This window comes from Bacillus sp. LB7, from assembly GCF_030449715.1.
In the GTDB taxonomy this organism is placed as follows: Bacteria; Bacillota; Bacilli; order Bacillales; family Bacillaceae; genus Bacillus; species Bacillus paralicheniformis.
The window spans coordinates 230,210-248,410 of the sequence record NZ_JASGCA010000005.1; the positions used below are offsets into that span (position 1 = coordinate 230,210).

The window sequence follows — 18,201 nt, forward strand, 5'->3', positions numbered from 1 at the left end:
AGGGGCTATCGCAATCGATAGCCCCTTTTCTGCTTAAAAAGCTCCTGCCCCGTCGCCTCCGCCCGCTCCGGGACCGCCCGCATCATATGCCCCGGCGTGCTCTTGCGAAGACGGCAGCTGCCAGCTGTAAAACGGATAATGCAAACAGCCTGCTGCGGCCATACCAAGGACAGGGGAAGCGTAATCAAGCCTGTTTGCTGATTGATTGAACCATCCTGCAGATTCATCCTCAACTTCAAGCACAATTGCATAGATCATCGTCTTTTCGTTTTCAGACAGGCTTCTCCCTGAGAACAAATCTTCTTTTCTCAGATGGTTTCTCCAAGAAAGAATCGATCTTCGGCAGATGGAAGCGTACCAGCTCTCTTTTACGGCCGGAATGAAGGCAATCAATAAAATAGACAGCCCGACGCATATGCCGTAATACAAAATGGTATGAATGCTGTCGGTAAACAAAGATGCTAAAAACAAGCCGGCTAAAAACAGAATCGTATACAGCTTTGATTTCGCAAGAACAATGCCCGCCGACAGCGCAAAGCCAAATATGACGCAAGCCGCCATGAATCCGGCCTGATGCACCACGTCTGCATACAAGATAAAGAGCAGGAGTCCGGTATGGACAGAAAGCAGTGAAAGCGACAGCATTCTCAGCCAGCGGTTTTCTTGAAACAGCTCCCTGAATTCAGGCGCTTGTCTGACGCTTTCCGTCCATTTTTGAACCACATTTTGAAGAATGATCCTCTTTCGTTCATATTTGCCGAGCTGTTCCTTATGTTTGCATTCCTCCTCAGTCGGCCCGCTGAGGGAATCCAGCCTGAACATATAGGAATCGCTGCCGGTTTGCTCAAAAAGTTTTTCAATTAAGAGCTGATCAGGCTTTGGCAAATCCGCCTTGCTCCCGGAAAATTCGAATTGGTATGTGTCATCAGGCGCCTCAGGATCGTCAAGAAACCTCTCTTCCGCCTGCACCTTCCGCATAGTGACCAATCCCCGCTGATAAAGCGAAAGCATACCGGCCAGAAGATCACGGTCTGTAAAACGGCCTTTTTTGTAAAGAAAAGCGACAAGCACAGGATCAAAGGACTCGAGTTCTTCAAACGAAAGCATGGCGCGGCGTCTCTTCTTCAAAAACGAAAGCATGACAGCCATGATGACCATGAACCCGACAATCCCCGAAAATATCCAAATCATCCTGTCCGCGCCGGCAATCCGTTCATCCCGATCGGCGTAGCGTTTCGCCTCGTCTCTTTCCTCCTTCAGCAGCTCATCCTTTGTCTGATAAGAAGGATGCCGGACCGCCTCTTTCAAGGCGCTTTGCGGAAAATATATCCTCAGTTCCGAGCCCGTGCCTGCGCGATAGAGTCCTGTCTCGTAGATGACTGATGAATCGTTCACCTTCGTAATCTTTCCGTTTCCTTTTTCACGCAAAAACGCATGAATATCCCGAGCCTTTACCGAATCAGGCAGATGCACTTCAATCTTTACCCGGCCGAAATCCGTATTTGCCTTTTGGTAAAATGAATGAATCAAAATCGACGTGTCTTCAAACTTTTGGGCGGCATCTTCGATCACATAGCGAAACATCACATGTTTTGTTTCATCCTTTGATGCCGAATATGCATAATAAGTCCCGTCTTCTTTCTTTGTCTTCAACGGGATGGCTTGATCGCCTTTTTTCTGGTGATCGGGAAGGAGATAGGCTTTAAAATTCTTCAAGCGGCTCACGGTTTCTTCGCTGAACGATCTTGTCGCACCTTCGAAAGCGCCTTTAAAATCGTATGTGTAAACTTCCTCTACGCTTAAATCACCGTTTTCTTTTACTGTCGCGCGTATATCAGCCCGCTCGATCGAAAAGGATTTGCCTGCTTCAGAAAAACCTGTGACGAGAAAAAAGGCAATGAACATAAAAAAGAAAAAGGAGTGCTTCATCGTTTAGTAAATCCTTTCGTTTTTTGTATCTGCCTTATATACGGAAAAGCAAGGAAATTGTTTCAGCGGTTCACAGAAATGACAGAGATGACAATTTTATTCTAAAAGCACATCTACGGTCTGCCGCACAAGCCGTAAAAGAAAATATGCATCATTTCCTCTGTAAACTGTCTGTTTTTTTCAAAGGCTTCACCCAGAGTTTTTGAATGTTCAATGATCATATTCATAAAGATGAGAAAGCTTTCCGCGGTGATCTTAGGAGAGATTTCGCCTGTCCGATGACCTTCTTCAATCATTTGGAGCATAAGGGGACAGATTTTTTTATCGTATTGCCGCTTTACATAATCCATGATTTCACTGTCTTCGATCATCACCTCTTTGACGACCGTTAAAGCAAATTTTTGATTATTGGCTTCCCTTTTCTGCAAAATCATCAATTCAATCTTTTCTTTAACGGAAATATCTTTGTTCATATATTCTTCAAAATCGCTGATGGACTGATCGATATAGTCTTTGAAAACCTCTTTCAGGAGCGCTTCTTTGCTTCCAAAGTAATTATAGATCGTCACCTGCGAAACATTTGCCTCTTTTGCGATATCGGTTATCCGGATGCGCTTTGGCTCCCATGTTTTGAGCATATCCAAAGCCGTCTTTTTGATCTTCTCTTTAATCAGCAAAGCCCTTTTTTCAAATCCGTTCATATAACCATCCTTACGTATCTTTCTTAATGAAATTATAACATAACAATATTTCATTAATTTCCGTTGACAAAAAAGTTCATAAGAACGTAAAATGAATTATGTAATTTTAAATCACTTATATTTCATAATTTTCATTTCCGGAGGTGTCACATGCTGACAGTTGAACGGCTTACGAAAAAGTTTTCCAACGGCAAAGGTATATTTGATGTTTCATTTCATGTTCAAAAAGGTGAAGTTTTTGGGTTTTTAGGGCCGAACGGAGCCGGAAAATCGACAACCATTCGACATATCATGGGGTTTATGAATCCTGATCAAGGCGCTATCAAAGTAAACGGAATGAATGTCCGGAATCATCAAGGCGACATTCAGCGGCATATCGGCTATCTTCCCGGAGAGATTGCATTTATCGAAGGCATGACGGGGAAACAATTTCTCGATGTCATGGCAGACATGCACAGTTTAAAAGATACAGCTAAGCGCAACGAACTCATCGAACGGCTCCAATTCGATGTTCATACGCCGATCAGAAAAATGTCGAAAGGAATGAAGCAGAAGGTCGGGATTGTCGCCGCCTTTATGCACAGCCCCGAAGTCATCATTCTTGATGAACCGACATCAGGCCTCGATCCGCTGATGCAAAAAGTGTTTATTGAAATCGTGCTCGAAGAAAAAGCGAAAGGAACGACGTTTTTAATGTCTTCCCACAGCTTTCCTGAAATCGAACGAACCTGTGACAGAGCCGCCATTATAAAAGACGGCATCATCATTGCCGTCAAAGATATTCATGAACTGCAGTCGCTGCAGCGAAAGGTATTTGAAGTTACATTTGAAAACACGGGCGATATTCCCGCCTTCATGAATTCAGGTCTGCAAATCGAATCCCGGACGGACAATCGTGTCAAAGTGGCCGTTTTAGGGAACCATGATCAATTTATTAAAGAAACCGCCAAATATCACATTCGGCACATTGATGCTTCTTCACAAAGCCTGGAAGAGATTTTCATGAACTACTATGACAGAAAGGGGACAGTGAAATGAACTTCTCCCTGTACAAACAAATGATGAGAACAAACATGAAAGGAATCATAAGCTACGGGGCAGGCTCCGCTTTTTATATCCTTTTGATACTGGGCATTTATCCAAGCATCGCGGGCAATGCGGAGGATATTGAGAAAATGATCAAATCGATGCCGGAAGGCTTTCTCAATGCTTTTGGGTTGGAAAACGGACTGGGGAATCTTGAAGATTTTATGTCTGGAGAGTATTACGGTTTAATCTTTATCGTGATTTTGTCGATCTTCTCTGTCATGCTGTCGACTAAGCTTTTGGCAAAGCTCGTGGATCAAGGGTCAATGGCCTATATTCTGTCGGCGCCGACAACGCGCGGCAAAGTGGCTTTTACCCAAGCAGCCGTTTTAACGACGGGTCTTTTAATCATTATGGCCGTGACGACAGCGGCCGGGCTGGCGGGCTACCATTTGATGCTGGGCGGTGATTACGATTTTAATGTGTCAAGGTTTCTCATTCTGAACTTGCTCGGTTTTCTGCTCTTCTTTGCCGTCGGCGGCATTTCGTTCCTCTTTTCGGCCATTTCAAATGACGAAAAAAGAGCCCTCGGACTTTCCGGAGGCATCACGTTTTTATTCTTCAGCTTCGACTTGCTCGGCAAACTAAGCGAAAAGACGGAATGGATGAGGAGCCTGTCGGTTTTCTCTTTATTCAGACCTGGCGATATTGTAAACGGGAGCGCCGATATCGCTCAAGTGTCTCTTGTTCTTGCCGCGGTCGGTTTTGCCGCCTTCGCACTCAGCATTCTCATCTTTAAAAAGCGCGACTTGCCGCTGTAATATAAAAACGCCGCTCCCGATCAGGAACGGCGTTTGTTTCTGTATGATATTTTATTCAACGACCCGTCTGACAACTCCGCTGAAGGCTTTCTTCCAATACGGGTTGCTCATAGAATCGACGGATACCCCGCGTGAGCTGTTATCGTTCAAGAATGTGCCATTGCCAAGATAAATACCCACGTGGCCGTTCGTTTTGTATGTGTCAAAGAAGACCAAGTCTCCGCGCTTCATTTCAGACGCGCTCACAGCTCGTCCTTTGCCGACAAGCGTGCTTGTTGTCGCACCGAATCCAAGCTCTACGCCTGCTGATGCATAAGCCCAGCGCACAAATGATGAGCAGTCAAAACGACGGTTGTCGATATCAGCTTGTGTGCGTCCGCCTCCCCAATGGTACGGAGATCTGCCGACGATGCTTGAACCTGTGCTGATGGCAACTTCAATCGCATTTCCATTGCTGCTTACAACAGAACCGGAAGAGTAGTTTCTTGACGGGCTGCTGCTTTTCTTGCTGCTTGAAGAACCGCTGTTGGACGATCCGTTGGATTTGCTGACTGAACCTGAGGTTGATGAAGATCCTGAATCAGACTTTTCAGCCGTAGCAGATTCTTCTTTCGCTTTTGCTGCTGCAGCCGCTGCAGCTCTTTCTTCTTTAAGTTTTTGTTCAAGAGCGGCTTCTTCTTTTGTCAGTGAGCCCGCTTCTTTTTTCAGATCGCTCAGCTCTGATTCTGCTGCCGCCTGTTTCGTTTGCAGCTGCTTAGAAAGGTTCGCCTGTTCTTTCAGCTGTTTATCAAGATCCGATTTAAGCGTTTTTAAATCGGCTAAAGTTTTTTGGATTTCATCCAGTTTTGTATTTAAGTCAGCCATTGCTTTTTCAAGCTTGTTTTTATCTTTCTCCTGCTCGTCAAGCAGGTCTTTATCCGCGTCAACAATTGTTGAAACAGCCGTTGCACGAGTGATAAAATCTCCGAAGCTTTGTGCGCCCAGAAGGACATTCAGATAGTTTTGGGATCCGCCGTTTTCCTGCAGGCTGCGCACGCGATTTTTAATCACTTTTGAACGCTCTTCAATCCGCTTTTCCGTTTCTTTGATTTCTTTTTTCAGAGCTTCCACTTCTTTTTTGGTTTTTTTGTTTTCTTTTTCTTTGTCTTCGATTTTGTTGCTTGTTTCAAGTGCTTTTTTATCAAGCTCTTGGATTTTGGCTTCAAGCTTTTTCTGCTCGTCTTGCAGCTTGGCGATTTCTTTCCGCTTGCCCTCGATGCCTGAATTCACTTCAGAACGCTTTTGCTGAATTTCTTGTTTTTGCTGAGAGGTTTCTGCCGATGCCGTGTTGTTCATAAAGGGGGTAAATAGACTAGCTGTTCCGAGAATCGACGCTAAACCAAAAGTATAAACCTTTTTTTTCACTTTCTACTCCTCTTTCCTTTATGTATTCTTGTTTTTTCATTATGTAAATTCGCTTGAACATTATTAAAAAATGAATCTTATGACCTATGATTAATATATCCGTTACCGATGTACAGACGTTATTATACCATCTATTTTCGACAATAGGCGTCAATTTATATTACATTTATATTTCGTTTTTGTTTCAGCAGTGTCATGTTTTGACTCATCTTGTTTTAACTCTCGTATTCTCTTCGATTTGACCCTTCCTGCTGTTTTTCATATGCTTGTCTTACTGAAAAGGAAGGCCGGTGACAAATGATGCAGCTCAGTGTTCTTGACCAGGTTCCAATATCAAAAGGCTCAGATGCGTATTCAGCCTTGAAGCATTCTGCAGAGCTGGCGGAGCTCGCGGATCAATGGGGGTACAAAAGGTATTGGTTTGCCGAGCATCACAGCACACGCGGACTTGCCAGTACCGCTCCCGAAATCATGATCGCACACATTGCGGCAAAAACTGCAAACATTCGCGTCGGTTCGGGCGGTGTTCTGCTTCCTCAATACAGTCCCTTTAAAGTGGCTGAAAGCTTTCGGCAGCTTGAAGCCCTTTATCCCGGGAGGATTGACCTGGGGATCGGCCGCTCTCCGGGAGGCACAGCCAAAACGAGGCTGGCGCTGACAGACGGGGTTCATAAAAGCCTGGACGAATTCCCGAGACAGCTTCAAGACTTGTTGGCCTTTCTGACTGATTCCGTCCCTTCCGGACATGATTATTTCGGAATCAAAGCCGCCCCTTTGACAGATTCGCCGCCGGAGGTGTGGCTTTTAGGGCTTGGAGAAAACAGCGCGAAATTGGCCGGTGACATGGGAGCGGGATATGTATTCGGGCATTTCATCAATTCCGCAAGAGGGAAGAACGCCTTTCAATCATACCGTGAAAGCTTTCGGCCTTCTCCTTTCTTTAAACGCCCCCAATCTTTGGCAGCCGTTTTCGTCGTTTGTGCGGAATCCGATGAAAAAGCTGAGGAGCTTTGCTTGAGCCAGGATTTATGGCTTCTCAGGGTTGAAAAAGGACTGGACAGTCTTGTCCCAAGCATTGAGGAGGCGAAATCTGCCGCTTACACAGCTGCCGATAAAAAAAAGCTTGCCCACAACCGCAGCCGTATGGTGATCGGGTCTCCTCGAACAGTCAAAAGAAAACTGCTCGAGCTCTCTGAACGGTATCAAACAGATGAGTTTATGGTTTTGACTAACGTTTACCGGTTTGAAGATAAAAAGCAGTCTTACAAACGACTGGCAGAGTTATTTTGATCAAAAAAACATCCCTTTTCACAATCCGTTGAAAAGGGATGTTTTTATTAAAACGTATTATAGACATTCTCACACTCTTCCGCTGTCGGCTCATAAAAACAATGCGCTTTAAAGCGGCCGACATGCGGCTGATTATACCACTGTGCGGGACACGCCCCCGCCGGTCTGAAATACCACAAACTGAACTTTGCCGGCCAAAGCCGCTCTCCGTTGATCGCCCTGCGTGCCAAACGCTTTTCACTTTCCCGCGCCCTTTGATAGAAATAACCGTGCGTCACGGCTTCAAATGCATGCGGCTGATGGATCATCTGCGGAATGGTGCGAAGTCCCACAAAGTCGGAACAGTTTGCCCTGATGCGGTTGATTCCGACATTTCCGACCATAAGCATTCCTTGAACGCCTTCGCCTTCAGCCTCCGCTCTCAAAAGTCTGGCCAAAAGATCGATATCTTTAGAAGAAGCCTTAACCACTGCCATTTTAGTCACCCCCATGATGTCGTCACCTTTATCATATTCTGTTTCATTTAGGTGATGACGATTTCGGGATTTATCTTTGACATTCCCCATCAAAGAAAGCTATTCTTCTATTATCAGAACCCGAGAAAAAACAAAGGGGAACGGAGGGATCGCGAATTGTCAGTATTGAAAAGCCCTGAATGGGTACACAAACGACTAATGGAAAATCCGGACCAAACGGTTATTGTCGATGTGAGGTTTCATTTGACAAAACCGGACGAAGGCCGGAAAGCGTATACGAAAGGCCATGTGCCGGGAGCCGTTTACATTGATTTAAAAGAGGATCTGTCGCGCAATGCGGAAGTGCACGGCGGCAGACATCCGCTTCAAGACCCTGACCTTCTGGCCGCAAAGCTTGGGAAAATCGGCATTGACCGGAAAACAGCTGTCATTGTCTATGATGACAGCGGCGGTATGTTTGCAGCGCGCTTTTGGTGGCAGCTTCACTATCTCGGGCATGACAGCGTCTATATTATGGATGGGGGGCTGTCTAACTGGATCAAAGCGGGCTATGCGATGACCGCCGAGGTTCCCCGTCCTATCCAGCGCGAGTTTAAGCCGGCGCTCAGAGAAAACGAACTCCTTGACGCCGGAGAGGTGCTGAAGCGAATCGGCAGAAAAGACTCCATCCTGATCGATGCGCGCGATCCTTCCAGATACACCGGGGAAACCGAGCCTCTCGATCACCGGGCCGGCCATATTCCCGGGGCCAAAAACTTTTTTTGGAAAGGCAATCTGACCGAAAGCGAATTATGGAAAAGCAAAGAACAACTCAGACAGCACTATGCTGTTTTAGACCCGGACAGTGAAATTGTCGTCTATTGCGGATCGGGCGTATCAGCCTGCCCAAATGTGCTCGGCCTGAAAGAAGCCGGATTTGAAAATGTGAAGCTGTATGCCGGCAGCTGGAGCGATTGGATCAGCTACCCCGACCATCCGATTTCCACTGGAACAGAGGACGACATTTGATTTTACAAGAGACGGCGGCGGCCGGGGACCTTTGCGCCTCAGCCAGCCGCCGTTTATCACATGTTTCTGCTCATAAACGCCTTTCCGTCATGGGCATCGATAAAGTACGGGTAGACCGGCCGATAGACAAGCCTGTAGAAGTCATCCTTTTCCCGACTGTAATCCCTTTCCCATTGCAGCTTCACATCAAATGCCGCTGCAAAAACGGCTTTCGCTTCTGCCTCTGAAATGGATGGCGAAGGACTCAGATCGGCCAGCGCTTCCGGCTCGATCTCCGGACCGTGATAACCGACAACCCTGCCGGTTGTCCGGCTGATAGTGATATTGGCAGAGCCAAGCCTTAACGGCACCTCTTTGTATTGAAGATCAAATTGAAAAAAAGCGTTTTGCCTGCCCCCGTCATTTTCCGCCGGATGCATTCGAAAAAGCTGATCAGCGCCGGGATAAAGCTTGTACAAAAATTGCAGCGCCTGTCTCAAGCAGTCTTCCTCGCTCAAGGAAAGATGTCCTTCAGATTTGATGAAAGAAGCGACCCCTTTGAGCTTCCCTGACTTTTTGTCTTTCACGATTTTCAACGTATTTTGGTTCCTTATTTCAAAGTAGCCCGCTATACTCCGGTCTCTCGGCTCAGGATCGTTTCCCAGGCGCCATACCGTTCCAATTGACTCTCCCATATCGGTTTCACGGATTTTCCGCATCGAGGGAGCAAAGCCGATCATGTCATCGATATCAGCCTGACGGTCAGCCTCAGGCAGCACAGGGAGCGGCAATGTTTCCTCCTCATCCTCGTCTTCCTGCGCAGGCTTCATATAACGTTTTTCCGTGATATCGGCGGGATAGCTGAAAAACGGCAAGTCTGCCTCGTAAATGAGATGCGGGCGATCATCTCCCCCTTCATAAAGCTCACTGCGGACTTTTTCGACCGCCAATTCGAATTGAATATGTTTAAGATAATCGGCTGTCACCGATTCCTTATCAGCGATCTGCTTTGGAATGGAGAAAGAGCTTGTTCCGCCGTTATAGCGAAACTCCATCACCTCTCCGTTCTTGGCGACCTTGACGTAAAAGCCTGTTTGCGGCAGCGGAAGATCAAGGACAGTCTGAACATACGTAAAACGGACGAATTGTTCTGTTTCCTTCTTTTCATGGAAAACAAATTCATAAGACGCATTCGGGTAATGCTGTTCTGTAAACTGAAGGGCGATTTGCAGCAGCCTTTCCTCCGAAAGAGATTCCTCGATCACCGGTTCATACTCTTTTGTCAAATTGATTAAGCGGCCGTGATGATCTAACTCCACCGAAATGTCCCGCTCCGGCTCTTCAACGTCCTGCCAGGCGAAAAAAGCCCGTCTCTCTTTTTCATCCTTTTCTCCGTAATCTTCGATCATGAGCTGATAATGCGAGGGAACCTTACTAATGGACTGCGCTTTTTGCTTTAACTTGTCACGAACCAAATCCTGTCTACCTCTCTTTCATTTTCATCTCCTTATGTATACGAAATATACCGTTAATCGTTTCATGAAAATTGAGATAATTGGATTTAACTGGTGAACTTACATGGCGATTTTAACCTGACGCTAAAATACCTCATTCCTTTTGGTACGCCTTCCTTCTCAAAAATACCTTTGCGGATCAGCTCTAAAATGCGGTACTCGATGAATTCATCTCCGATATTCTCTTCCAGATGGCCAATGACTTCGCCGATCAGGCGGGGACAGTTGATAAAGATGTTGGTTGAACGGTTTTTTTGAAGCTGTGTGAGCTTGCCGATGATGAACGAATCATAAAAGTCCTCTTTCACGCTTTTGATTCTGCCGTCTTCCCATACTCGCAACACGCTTGTCTGCTGAGACAGCGCTGTCCATTCCTCCGCAAGGCCCCGTCTTTCAGCGGCTGTCAGAGCCGCCTGATCCCCTTGTTCATAAATGAATCTCAGGTTTTCATCATTCAACTCACCAGAACTTCGGGTATGAGGAAAGTACTTCGACGTATTCAGATGGTAAACAGCCAGGTTCATTTGCCGAAGGATATGATGTACAAATCTCAGGCCCGTTTGTTCATGTGCATGATCGCCCGTCCACATAAAGACAGAGGCTTGCTCCTGAATAAGGCTTAATGCAGAAACCGCATCTTCAAAACGGCTGTATATCTCTCCAAGCTCGTGAAATCGGTCATTCAGATATGTTTTCAGCCATTCATAACGATTGACCCTGCCTTCTTTGACTTCCAGGTTTTGAAGCGGCCCGATGGAAAATAATTCAGGAAGAACGATCAGACTCTTTTCCTGGATTCCTCCCGACTGTTTGAGCATCATGTTTATACTGCCGCCGGCAGACTCGCCGAAAGCAATGTGAACGACATGGTTTTGCATCTTAATCTCCTTTTATTGAAAGTTATAGCTTAAAGCTATTAAACTCGTTTTTTTACTATTATATACAAAAACAGGATATAAAAGGTGACACAATGAAAAAGCCCCCATTCTGCCATTCGGACAAAACGGGAGCTGAAAAACGCGCTTGCTATTCCAGCTGTGACGGGTACAGTGTCATGCCGCCGTCAACGAACAAAGTCGCGCCCGTTACATAGGCGGCTTCTTTCGACACAAGCCATGCCGCTGCGGAAGCCACTTGTTCAGGCTCGCCAAATTCGTTCATCGGTATCTTTTTCAACTGTGCCGACTTGCGGCTTCCCTCCAAGTCTTCATTGCTTTCGGTCGCGATCGTTCCCGGCGCGATCGAGTTGACGCGGATTCCTTTGTCCGCATAATCAAGGGCAAGCGTTTCTGTCAAAAGCTTCATTCCGCCTTTTGAAGCGGAGTAATGAACATTTTTCGGCCTCGGAATTTGCTGATGAACGCTTGATATATTGAGTATGCTCCCTTCCATGCGGCGGTCCGCCATATATCTTAAAGCTTCCCGTGCGCCGAGAAACGCACCGGTTAAATTAACGTCGATCACTTTCTGCCATTCATCAAGTTCAAGATCGTGCGGGAAGGCGCCTGCACCGTTAAATCCTGAATTATTGACCATAACATCAAGTGAACCGAAGTGTTCAACTGCTGATGTAATCAGCTTTTTTATATCCTCTTCAGAAGACACGTCAGCTTCTACCGCAAGGGCGTTTCCGCCCGCTACTTGAATATAGTCGACGGCTTCCCGTGCGCCTTCGCGATCGCTGTGATAATTGACAACCACATTCATTTTTTCTTTTCCAAATCGTTCTGCAATCGCCTTGCCTATACCTTTTGAAGAACCGGTCACAATTGCTGTTTTTCCTTTTAAATCACTATACAACCTAAATCCCCCTCAATTTCTTTTCTTCATGTCCATTACCCGGTATCAATATGATCAAACAAAATGCTAATTCACACCTTTAGTATGATCTTTTTTAATTATATGGAAAATTCAGAATTATTTTGTTAATATCTAACTTGTACTTACAACAAAATAAGGAAGTGATACAATTTGGTCAGTAAAAAGAGTGTTAAACGAGGTTTGATCACAGGTCTCATTGGTATTTCTATTTATTCTTTAGGTATCCACCCGGCTCAAGCCGCACCATCGCCTCATTCTCCTGTTTCAAGCGATCCTTCATACAAAGCGGAAACATCGGTTACCTATGATCCAAACATGAAAAGCGATCAATACGGCTCGTATTCAAAGGCATTTACAGGCACCGGCAAAGTGAATGAAACAAAGGAAAAAACGGCAAAAGAGCCCTCCGCAAAAGCTCCTTACAGCATTAAATCGGTGATTGGTTCTGATGATCGGACAAGGGTTACCAACACAACCGCATATCCGTACAGAGCGATCGTTCATATTTCAAGCAGCATCGGTTCGTGCACCGGATGGATGATCGGTCCGAAAACCGTAGCAACAGCCGGACATTGCATCTATGACACATCAAGCGGTTCATTTGCCGGGACAGCTACTGTTTCGCCGGGACGGAACGGGACAAGCTATCCTTACGGCTCTGTTAAATCAACGCGCTACTTTATTCCGTCAGGATGGAGAAGCGGGAACACCAACTACGATTACGGTGCAATTGAACTAAGCGAACCGATCGGCAATACTGTCGGATACTTCGGATACTCGTACACCACTTCATCACTTGTCGGGACAACTGTTACCATCAGCGGTTATCCAGGCGATAAAACAACAGGCACACAATGGCAGCATTCAGGACCGATTACCATCTCCGAAACGTATAAATTGCAGTATGCAATGGACACGTACGGAGGACAAAGCGGTTCACCAGTATTCGAACAAAGCAGTTCAAGAACGAACTGCAGCGGTCCATGCTCGCTTGCCGTCCACACAAATGGCGTATACGGCGGCTCTTCGTACAACAGGGGCACCCGGATTACAAAAGAGGTGTTCGACAATTTGACCAACTGGAAAAACAGCGCCCAATAACACACGAAGACAGCCCGCTTCCTTTTGGAACGGGCTGTTATATCTTACGGCTGAAAACTTATTTCCCTTTAAGCCTGTACTTTTTGCCATCTATTGATATCGTGAAATTTGAAGGACCGCTGATCGGCAAATAATAGACAAGCTGAAACTCCGCCGCCTCACCTGGTTTAATCGTTTTCCAGCTTGATAGAGTCACTCTGATGCGGTGGAAATCTCCCGTCAGTCCGCCAATGTTCGGTCCCGTATGCCCTTTAGCAATCACTTCAACTTGATCGCCGCTCCAGCTTCCAAACCGAGGGGAAGTGGATGTCGGCACATCAAATTCGATAACAGAACCTCCCGTAATCGTGACATCGCTGTTATTGATCAGCTTCATGACCGGGTGGATCGGGTAATTTTGATCTCCTAATGGAAAGTTCGTCAGCTCTATGTCTGCATCCAGTGATTCATCAGGTAAAGGCGATGTGCTGAGCCGGTTATCGTATGGTGTTGTATCCGAGAATTTGTGATACAGCGTGCTCGTTAAAGTATTGCCGATATCGTATTCTCCTTTATTGCCGTTTCGTTCCGGATACCAGTCATAGTCACCGCTCAAATCCCAAAACATGACACCCCCGATTCCTTTATCAACGACATAATCCGCCTTTGTTTTGATCGATTCCTCATCCTCTGTCGATAGAAACACTTTCTTTTCTGAATTCCAAAGCCAAGGCGCTGCCAGCCCCGCGTCATAATGCCTTTGATAAGCGCCTGTCAAATCAGCTTTGCTCAATCCATACCTTTCCAGATAAGAACCGGCAATGCCCTTTTCAAGGTTTTTGGCGTGCCACATCGGGTTTGCCCCTGCTCCAATTTCATTCCCCTGCTCATCTTTATCATGCCAAATATTATCGATTCCGGTTGCTCCGTCACCGCATTGCCTGAGTCCTTGAGGACAATCTGCACTTTTGGATGTTCCCCACAGCCCGTTTACTCCGCCGTTCACATTCTTCCAGCCTCTCGTATAATAAGGAATACCGATATTGATTCGCCCCGATTCCATAGCTCCTCTAAAATAATGGTAAGCCCAGTCCGTGTTTAAATATCCGATCCCTTCGTATTCCGGCGCAGTATATATGTTGGAATGCTTGAGTTCGGCATCTTCGCCGTTATCGAATAAAGAAGCGTTCGGTCCGACAAACTCATTCCAGGCTCCATGAAGATCGTAAGACATGATATTGACATAATCGACATATCGAAGCGGCTTAAACGTTTCCATCCCCCTTAGTAAATATGCCGATGATGGCGCTGCAATGGTCAGCATGTAGTACTTTCCATCTTCAGCGGACGCTTGATCAAGCTTTTCTCTTAATATTTTCATCAATACCTCAAAGCTTTTATTTAACCCGTTGCGCCGCGGATTGGCGATGTTCCAATCTGCCGGATTCCCTGCATCCTGCATCGATGTAGGGTACTCATAGTCAATATCGATTCCATCGATCTCGTATTTTCTGAGAAACGCAACGACCGATTCCGCAAAGGTGTGAATACCCTTGTGGTTAACGGATCCGTCTCCATTCGTTGTCATCGAATAAAAGCCGCCGCTTGGAATTCGCTTCCCGTCCTTGTCAACATAACCGCCGGTTTCGGCCCAACCGCCGACAGCCGCCAACACTTTCACATTCGGATATTTCTCTTTATATTGATGAATAAGGTTAAAATGCCCCTTATACGGCAATGTTTGATCCATTTTTACATCGGGATGCTCCGGCCAGGTCATCCCGATGGACGGGTTGTTCTCATCTGTCTCATCTCCGACTGAAATCCGATGATCTTCCCCGATGTGGGCAAACGCATAATTAATGTGGCTCAAGTACTTCCAGGGGATATCATTTACTAAATAACGATCTTGATTGCCTTTTCCAGTACGCCAGCTTGTAAAGTACCCGATGATTCTCCGGTCTAACTGATTGGCAAGCTTTTCACGGCCGTCCCGGTCGTATACATCGCAATACGGCACATGTTCAACGCCTGAGTCCAAAAGCCCTTCAGGACGGCAGTCCGGTTGTTCGTTTGAAGTCTCTGCGGAAATGTGTCGGTTCGGGATAAAAAGCGCAAGGAGCAGCACACAGGATAAAATAGATGAAGCGGCTATCTTCATGTTTATTCAGACTCCTTTGTCCATAAAGAGAGATGTGAGAGGCTGTTTCCCAAATCTCTCTTTATCGTTTTCTATCCATTTGACTTTCTCTTATTCGCAGCCTCCGACCAGCCGCCATACGCCCCATTCACCGGATTGATCCGGCCGGTCGCCTTTCGTCCACCATTTCGCTTCATACACTTTTCCGTTAAATACAACCCGCTCTCCGCCCGTGTATGCGTTCGTCTCTTTCCATTCGTCATATGAACATGCCTGGTCAGAATTTGTCGTGACCTCTACCGTTGGTCCGGTATGGAGCACTCCATCCGAGTCCTTTGCTGAAACTGTAAATGAGTAGGCCGTACCCGGCTTCAAGTTGCCGATTTCCGCTGATGTTTCTTTTACAGATATCGACTGGCTTGCAAATGACACGACATATTCCGTAATGTTTGCTCCGCTGCTCGGCGCATCCCACGCCAGGCTGACACTTGTAGCCGTTTTTCCGGTTACACGCACATTCACAGGTGCCGATGAAGGCGGCTCCGGATTGCCTCCGTCCGGTGCAAAATCTAAATCGGCTGCCAATTTATTGAGAAGCGTCCGATTGGAATCGCCGCTGAAATCCCAGAACATCGCTCCGCTTAATCCGTTTGCTTTAATAAAATCCGTTTTGTGGCCGAATGATTGTTCATCATCATAAGTGATGAAATTGCCATTTTCCGCGTTATACAAAAACGGCACTTTCGCTTGATCGTTCCAATACCTTTTATAGCCGTTTTTATTCACATAGTTCTTTTCAAGATCTGAAAAGTCGAATACTCCATTTTCCCATGTCCCTTCTTTCGCCGGTCCGCACTTCTGATATTCTCCGTGGCCGCCGGATTCACAACCGCTCCAGCCCCTTCCGTAGAACGGTGTTCCAAGCACTAATTTGTCACCCTTGACACCGGCTTCCTTGTAGCGTTTCACAGTGTTTTCAATGTTGTAGGTCTCAGCATTTGGAACGCCTGCTTCTTTCGCTTTTGAATCATAGAACAGCGGTGCATTATGGGCGCTTATGCTTTGCCATCCGCCATTAAAGTCATAGGTCATGATGTTAATCCAATCCACGGTTTGAGCGATTTTATCGAGCTCAGTGTTGCTCACATACTCCGGACTTGCACCGGAAGCGATCGTCAGCAAGTATTCCTTGCCGTCTTTTGCTTCTGCAGCGTCAAGCTTTTTACGCACCTCTTGCAGGAGGAGCGTGTAATTTCTTTTATCTTCCGGCCGTGTGCTGTTCCCCGGCAATCCTCCGCTGACCGGATATTCCCAGTCAAGATCGACCCCGTCAAACCCGTATTTCCTTAAAAATTCAACGGCCGAAGCGGCGAAATTTCCCCTTGCCACAGGATCTGCCGCGACATCTGAAAAGCGGTTAGACCAAGTCCATCCGCCGACCGAGATGAACGTTTTCAAATGAGGGTGGCTCTTTTTCAGCTTCAGCAATTGTTTAAAGTTGCCGCGGATCGGTTCATCCCAGACATCCCCTGGATTTGACTTTTGCGCGTCAATCCAGGGATCGCCCATCACGATTGTTCCATTTGGCGCGTCGATCACTCCGTTTTCATCCTGACATGACCATGTTTGGGGATTGGGGCCTGTCGGATCGGGGTTCCCATGCCTTCCCTCCCAGCAAATATCAGCAAAAGCATAATTAATGTGGCTGACTTTCGAAACGTCCATATCCCAAACTTGAAAATTCCTTCCGTAAGCACCCCATGATGGATAGTAGCCGATAATTTTATAGTTTTTTCCGGAATCGGCTTTTGCAACTTCCCCATTTACAAATGACAAGCTCAGCAACATGACAAAAATGAAAGAAAAAACGAAAAACTTTTTGTGTTTGTTGACCAACACGATGTTCATCTCCTTTTCATCGAATTTTTTTGACAAGCCATGAAACTAGAAATCTCCTATTCCTCACCGCCTTTTTTGCTTGTTTTATATTTTTCCTTGTCATCATAGCTGCAGCTGCGCAGAAGCCAACAAGGGAAAACGCTTACAAAAATGGGTTTGATATCGTTCGGCGTGTTCGTTTAGAAGAGCTGAGAGGGCGAAACACGTATAGATGTCTATACATCTACATATAAAAGAAGACTTATTCATGGTGAAAGGCTCGCTAAATTTGTCATAACAAATTTATATTAATCAGAATTTTCTGAACTGTCAACCTAAAGATATTGACTACACAACCGCCGCTTTCTACCCCTTAAGGAATAGAAGCGGCGCCTCTTTCATAAACAAGCGTAAGATGCGAGGCGAATATCCGGACATTGTCGCAAAGCCGCTTTGAGAGAAGGTTCCGTCAGCAGTGAGAGTTCATATGCCCGTGGATAATGGAAGGACGATTTTTCAAGCAGACATTTATCGACGTAAGCCGGATGGCACATCACTTCAATCACTGCTGCGTCTTGATAATCATGAAAGAAGCTCGATAGATCCTTCAAACGGTCGACTTTCAGCTCAAAAGCATCGTTCGACCTTACACCCTTCCACAGTGAAGGATGATCATGATTAACCTTTCTGCATGGCAGGTCATACTCTTTCGCAAGCTTTATAAACACCTCAGGGAGATTTCCGTATGTATGAATATGATGATGGCTGTCGATATGTGTCGGATTTAAACCGAAAGACAAAGCTTTCTCTATTTGCGCTTTCCACTCTCGGTATACTTCCTCAAGGTCAATGTCGAAGAACCCCTGGTAGTACAAAAGCTTGCGAAAATTCCCTTCTTCATCCGTTATCGTATGCAGTCCGCCGAGAATCGGGCGCCCGGCCGTCAATGTCAAGTGGACGCCGACGCCGAGTTCACGATTTTGCCGTGCGAGTTCGACGGCATGCTCCGCTTCTTGCATATTGACCATAAGCGTAGTCGATGTGAGCACCCCGTGCTGGAAAGCTTCAATGATTCCAAGGTTGACTCCCCTTGAAAATCCAAAATCATCGGCATTTATGATTAGAGATTTCATC

The 18,201-nt window shown here is 46.2% G+C and carries 15 protein-coding genes; 5 read left to right on the forward strand and 10 right to left on the reverse strand.

What is annotated here, in order from left to right:
- Positions 1 to 33 precede the first annotated feature (33 nt).
- Both QMZ64_RS09430 and QMZ64_RS09435 read right to left on the reverse strand, forming a co-directional pair.
- A complete protein-coding gene (locus QMZ64_RS09430; RefSeq protein WP_265624910.1) occupies positions 34 to 1,929 on the reverse strand; it encodes a DUF2207 domain-containing protein in 1,896 nt (631 codons plus the stop codon).
- Between the two features lie 113 nt (positions 1,930 to 2,042).
- A complete protein-coding gene (locus QMZ64_RS09435) occupies positions 2,043 to 2,630 on the reverse strand; it encodes a TetR/AcrR family transcriptional regulator (protein ID WP_265624911.1) in 588 nt (195 codons plus the stop codon).
- Positions 2,631 to 2,780: 150 nt separating this feature from the next.
- On the opposite strand from QMZ64_RS09435, the gene QMZ64_RS09440 reads away from it, so the two are divergent.
- Complete coding sequence (locus tag QMZ64_RS09440) at positions 2,781 to 3,668, forward strand: ABC transporter ATP-binding protein (protein WP_301441275.1); 888 nt, start codon at positions 2,781 to 2,783, stop codon at positions 3,666 to 3,668.
- Positions 3,665 to 4,477, forward strand: coding sequence for an ABC transporter permease subunit (locus QMZ64_RS09445; protein ID WP_301441276.1), 813 nt, complete (start codon positions 3,665 to 3,667; stop codon positions 4,475 to 4,477). The genes QMZ64_RS09440 and QMZ64_RS09445 overlap by 4 nt, the downstream gene beginning before the upstream one ends.
- A gap of 51 nt (positions 4,478 to 4,528) precedes the next feature.
- On the opposite strand, the gene QMZ64_RS09450 is transcribed toward QMZ64_RS09445, so the two are convergent.
- Entirely contained in the window at positions 4,529 to 5,881 is a 1,353-nt protein-coding gene (locus QMZ64_RS09450; protein WP_265624914.1) for a C40 family peptidase, read from the reverse strand.
- Positions 5,882 to 6,178: 297 nt separating this feature from the next.
- Between QMZ64_RS09450 and QMZ64_RS09455 the strand changes: the two genes are divergently transcribed.
- A complete protein-coding gene (locus QMZ64_RS09455; protein WP_265624915.1) occupies positions 6,179 to 7,171 on the forward strand; it encodes an LLM class flavin-dependent oxidoreductase in 993 nt (330 codons plus the stop codon).
- 47 nt (positions 7,172 to 7,218) lie between these two features.
- Here the strand turns inward: QMZ64_RS09455 and QMZ64_RS09460 are convergent, their stop codons facing one another.
- Positions 7,219 to 7,647 carry a cell wall hydrolase gene (locus tag QMZ64_RS09460; protein WP_265624916.1) on the reverse strand — a complete coding sequence of 143 codons (429 nt, stop codon included), beginning with the start codon at positions 7,645 to 7,647 and terminating at the stop codon, positions 7,219 to 7,221.
- A gap of 54 nt (positions 7,648 to 7,701) precedes the next feature.
- Between QMZ64_RS09460 and QMZ64_RS09465 the strand changes: the two genes are divergently transcribed.
- Positions 7,702 to 8,655, forward strand: coding sequence for a sulfurtransferase (locus QMZ64_RS09465; protein WP_265627867.1), 954 nt, complete (start codon positions 7,702 to 7,704; stop codon positions 8,653 to 8,655).
- Positions 8,656 to 8,711: 56 nt separating this feature from the next.
- Here QMZ64_RS09465 and QMZ64_RS09470 read toward each other — a convergent pair whose 3' ends face one another.
- The 3 genes from QMZ64_RS09470 to QMZ64_RS09480 form a co-directional block, all read right to left on the reverse strand.
- Entirely contained in the window at positions 8,712 to 10,109 is a 1,398-nt protein-coding gene (locus tag QMZ64_RS09470) for a YcdB/YcdC domain-containing protein (RefSeq protein ID WP_265624917.1), read from the reverse strand.
- Positions 10,110 to 10,195: 86 nt separating this feature from the next.
- On the reverse strand, positions 10,196 to 11,026 hold the full coding sequence (locus QMZ64_RS09475) for a DUF1835 domain-containing protein (RefSeq protein ID WP_265624918.1): 831 nt from the start codon (positions 11,024 to 11,026) through the stop codon (positions 10,196 to 10,198).
- Between the two features lie 148 nt (positions 11,027 to 11,174).
- The gene (locus tag QMZ64_RS09480; RefSeq protein ID WP_265624919.1) at positions 11,175 to 11,948 is read right to left on the reverse strand and encodes a glucose 1-dehydrogenase; all 774 of its coding nucleotides are present in this window, start codon (positions 11,946 to 11,948) and stop codon (positions 11,175 to 11,177) included.
- A 171-nt stretch (positions 11,949 to 12,119) separates the two neighbouring features.
- Here QMZ64_RS09480 and QMZ64_RS09485 point away from each other — a divergent pair, with 171 nt between their 5' ends.
- Entirely contained in the window at positions 12,120 to 13,070 is a 951-nt protein-coding gene (locus QMZ64_RS09485) for a trypsin-like serine peptidase (protein ID WP_265624920.1), read from the forward strand.
- A gap of 58 nt (positions 13,071 to 13,128) precedes the next feature.
- Here the strand turns inward: QMZ64_RS09485 and QMZ64_RS09490 are convergent, their stop codons facing one another.
- The 3 genes from QMZ64_RS09490 to chbG form a co-directional block, all read right to left on the reverse strand.
- The gene (locus QMZ64_RS09490) at positions 13,129 to 15,210 is read right to left on the reverse strand and encodes a glycosyl hydrolase family 18 protein (protein ID WP_265624921.1); all 2,082 of its coding nucleotides are present in this window, start codon (positions 15,208 to 15,210) and stop codon (positions 13,129 to 13,131) included.
- 90 nt (positions 15,211 to 15,300) lie between these two features.
- Positions 15,301 to 17,088: a glycosyl hydrolase family 18 protein gene (locus tag QMZ64_RS09495; RefSeq protein WP_243943671.1), complete on the reverse strand. Its 1,788-nt coding sequence runs from the start codon at positions 17,086 to 17,088 to the stop codon at positions 15,301 to 15,303.
- A gap of 377 nt (positions 17,089 to 17,465) precedes the next feature.
- The gene (gene chbG / locus QMZ64_RS09500) at positions 17,466 to 18,200 is read right to left on the reverse strand and encodes a chitin disaccharide deacetylase (protein ID WP_265624922.1); all 735 of its coding nucleotides are present in this window, start codon (positions 18,198 to 18,200) and stop codon (positions 17,466 to 17,468) included.
- Between the last annotated feature and the right edge of the window lies 1 nt (position 18,201).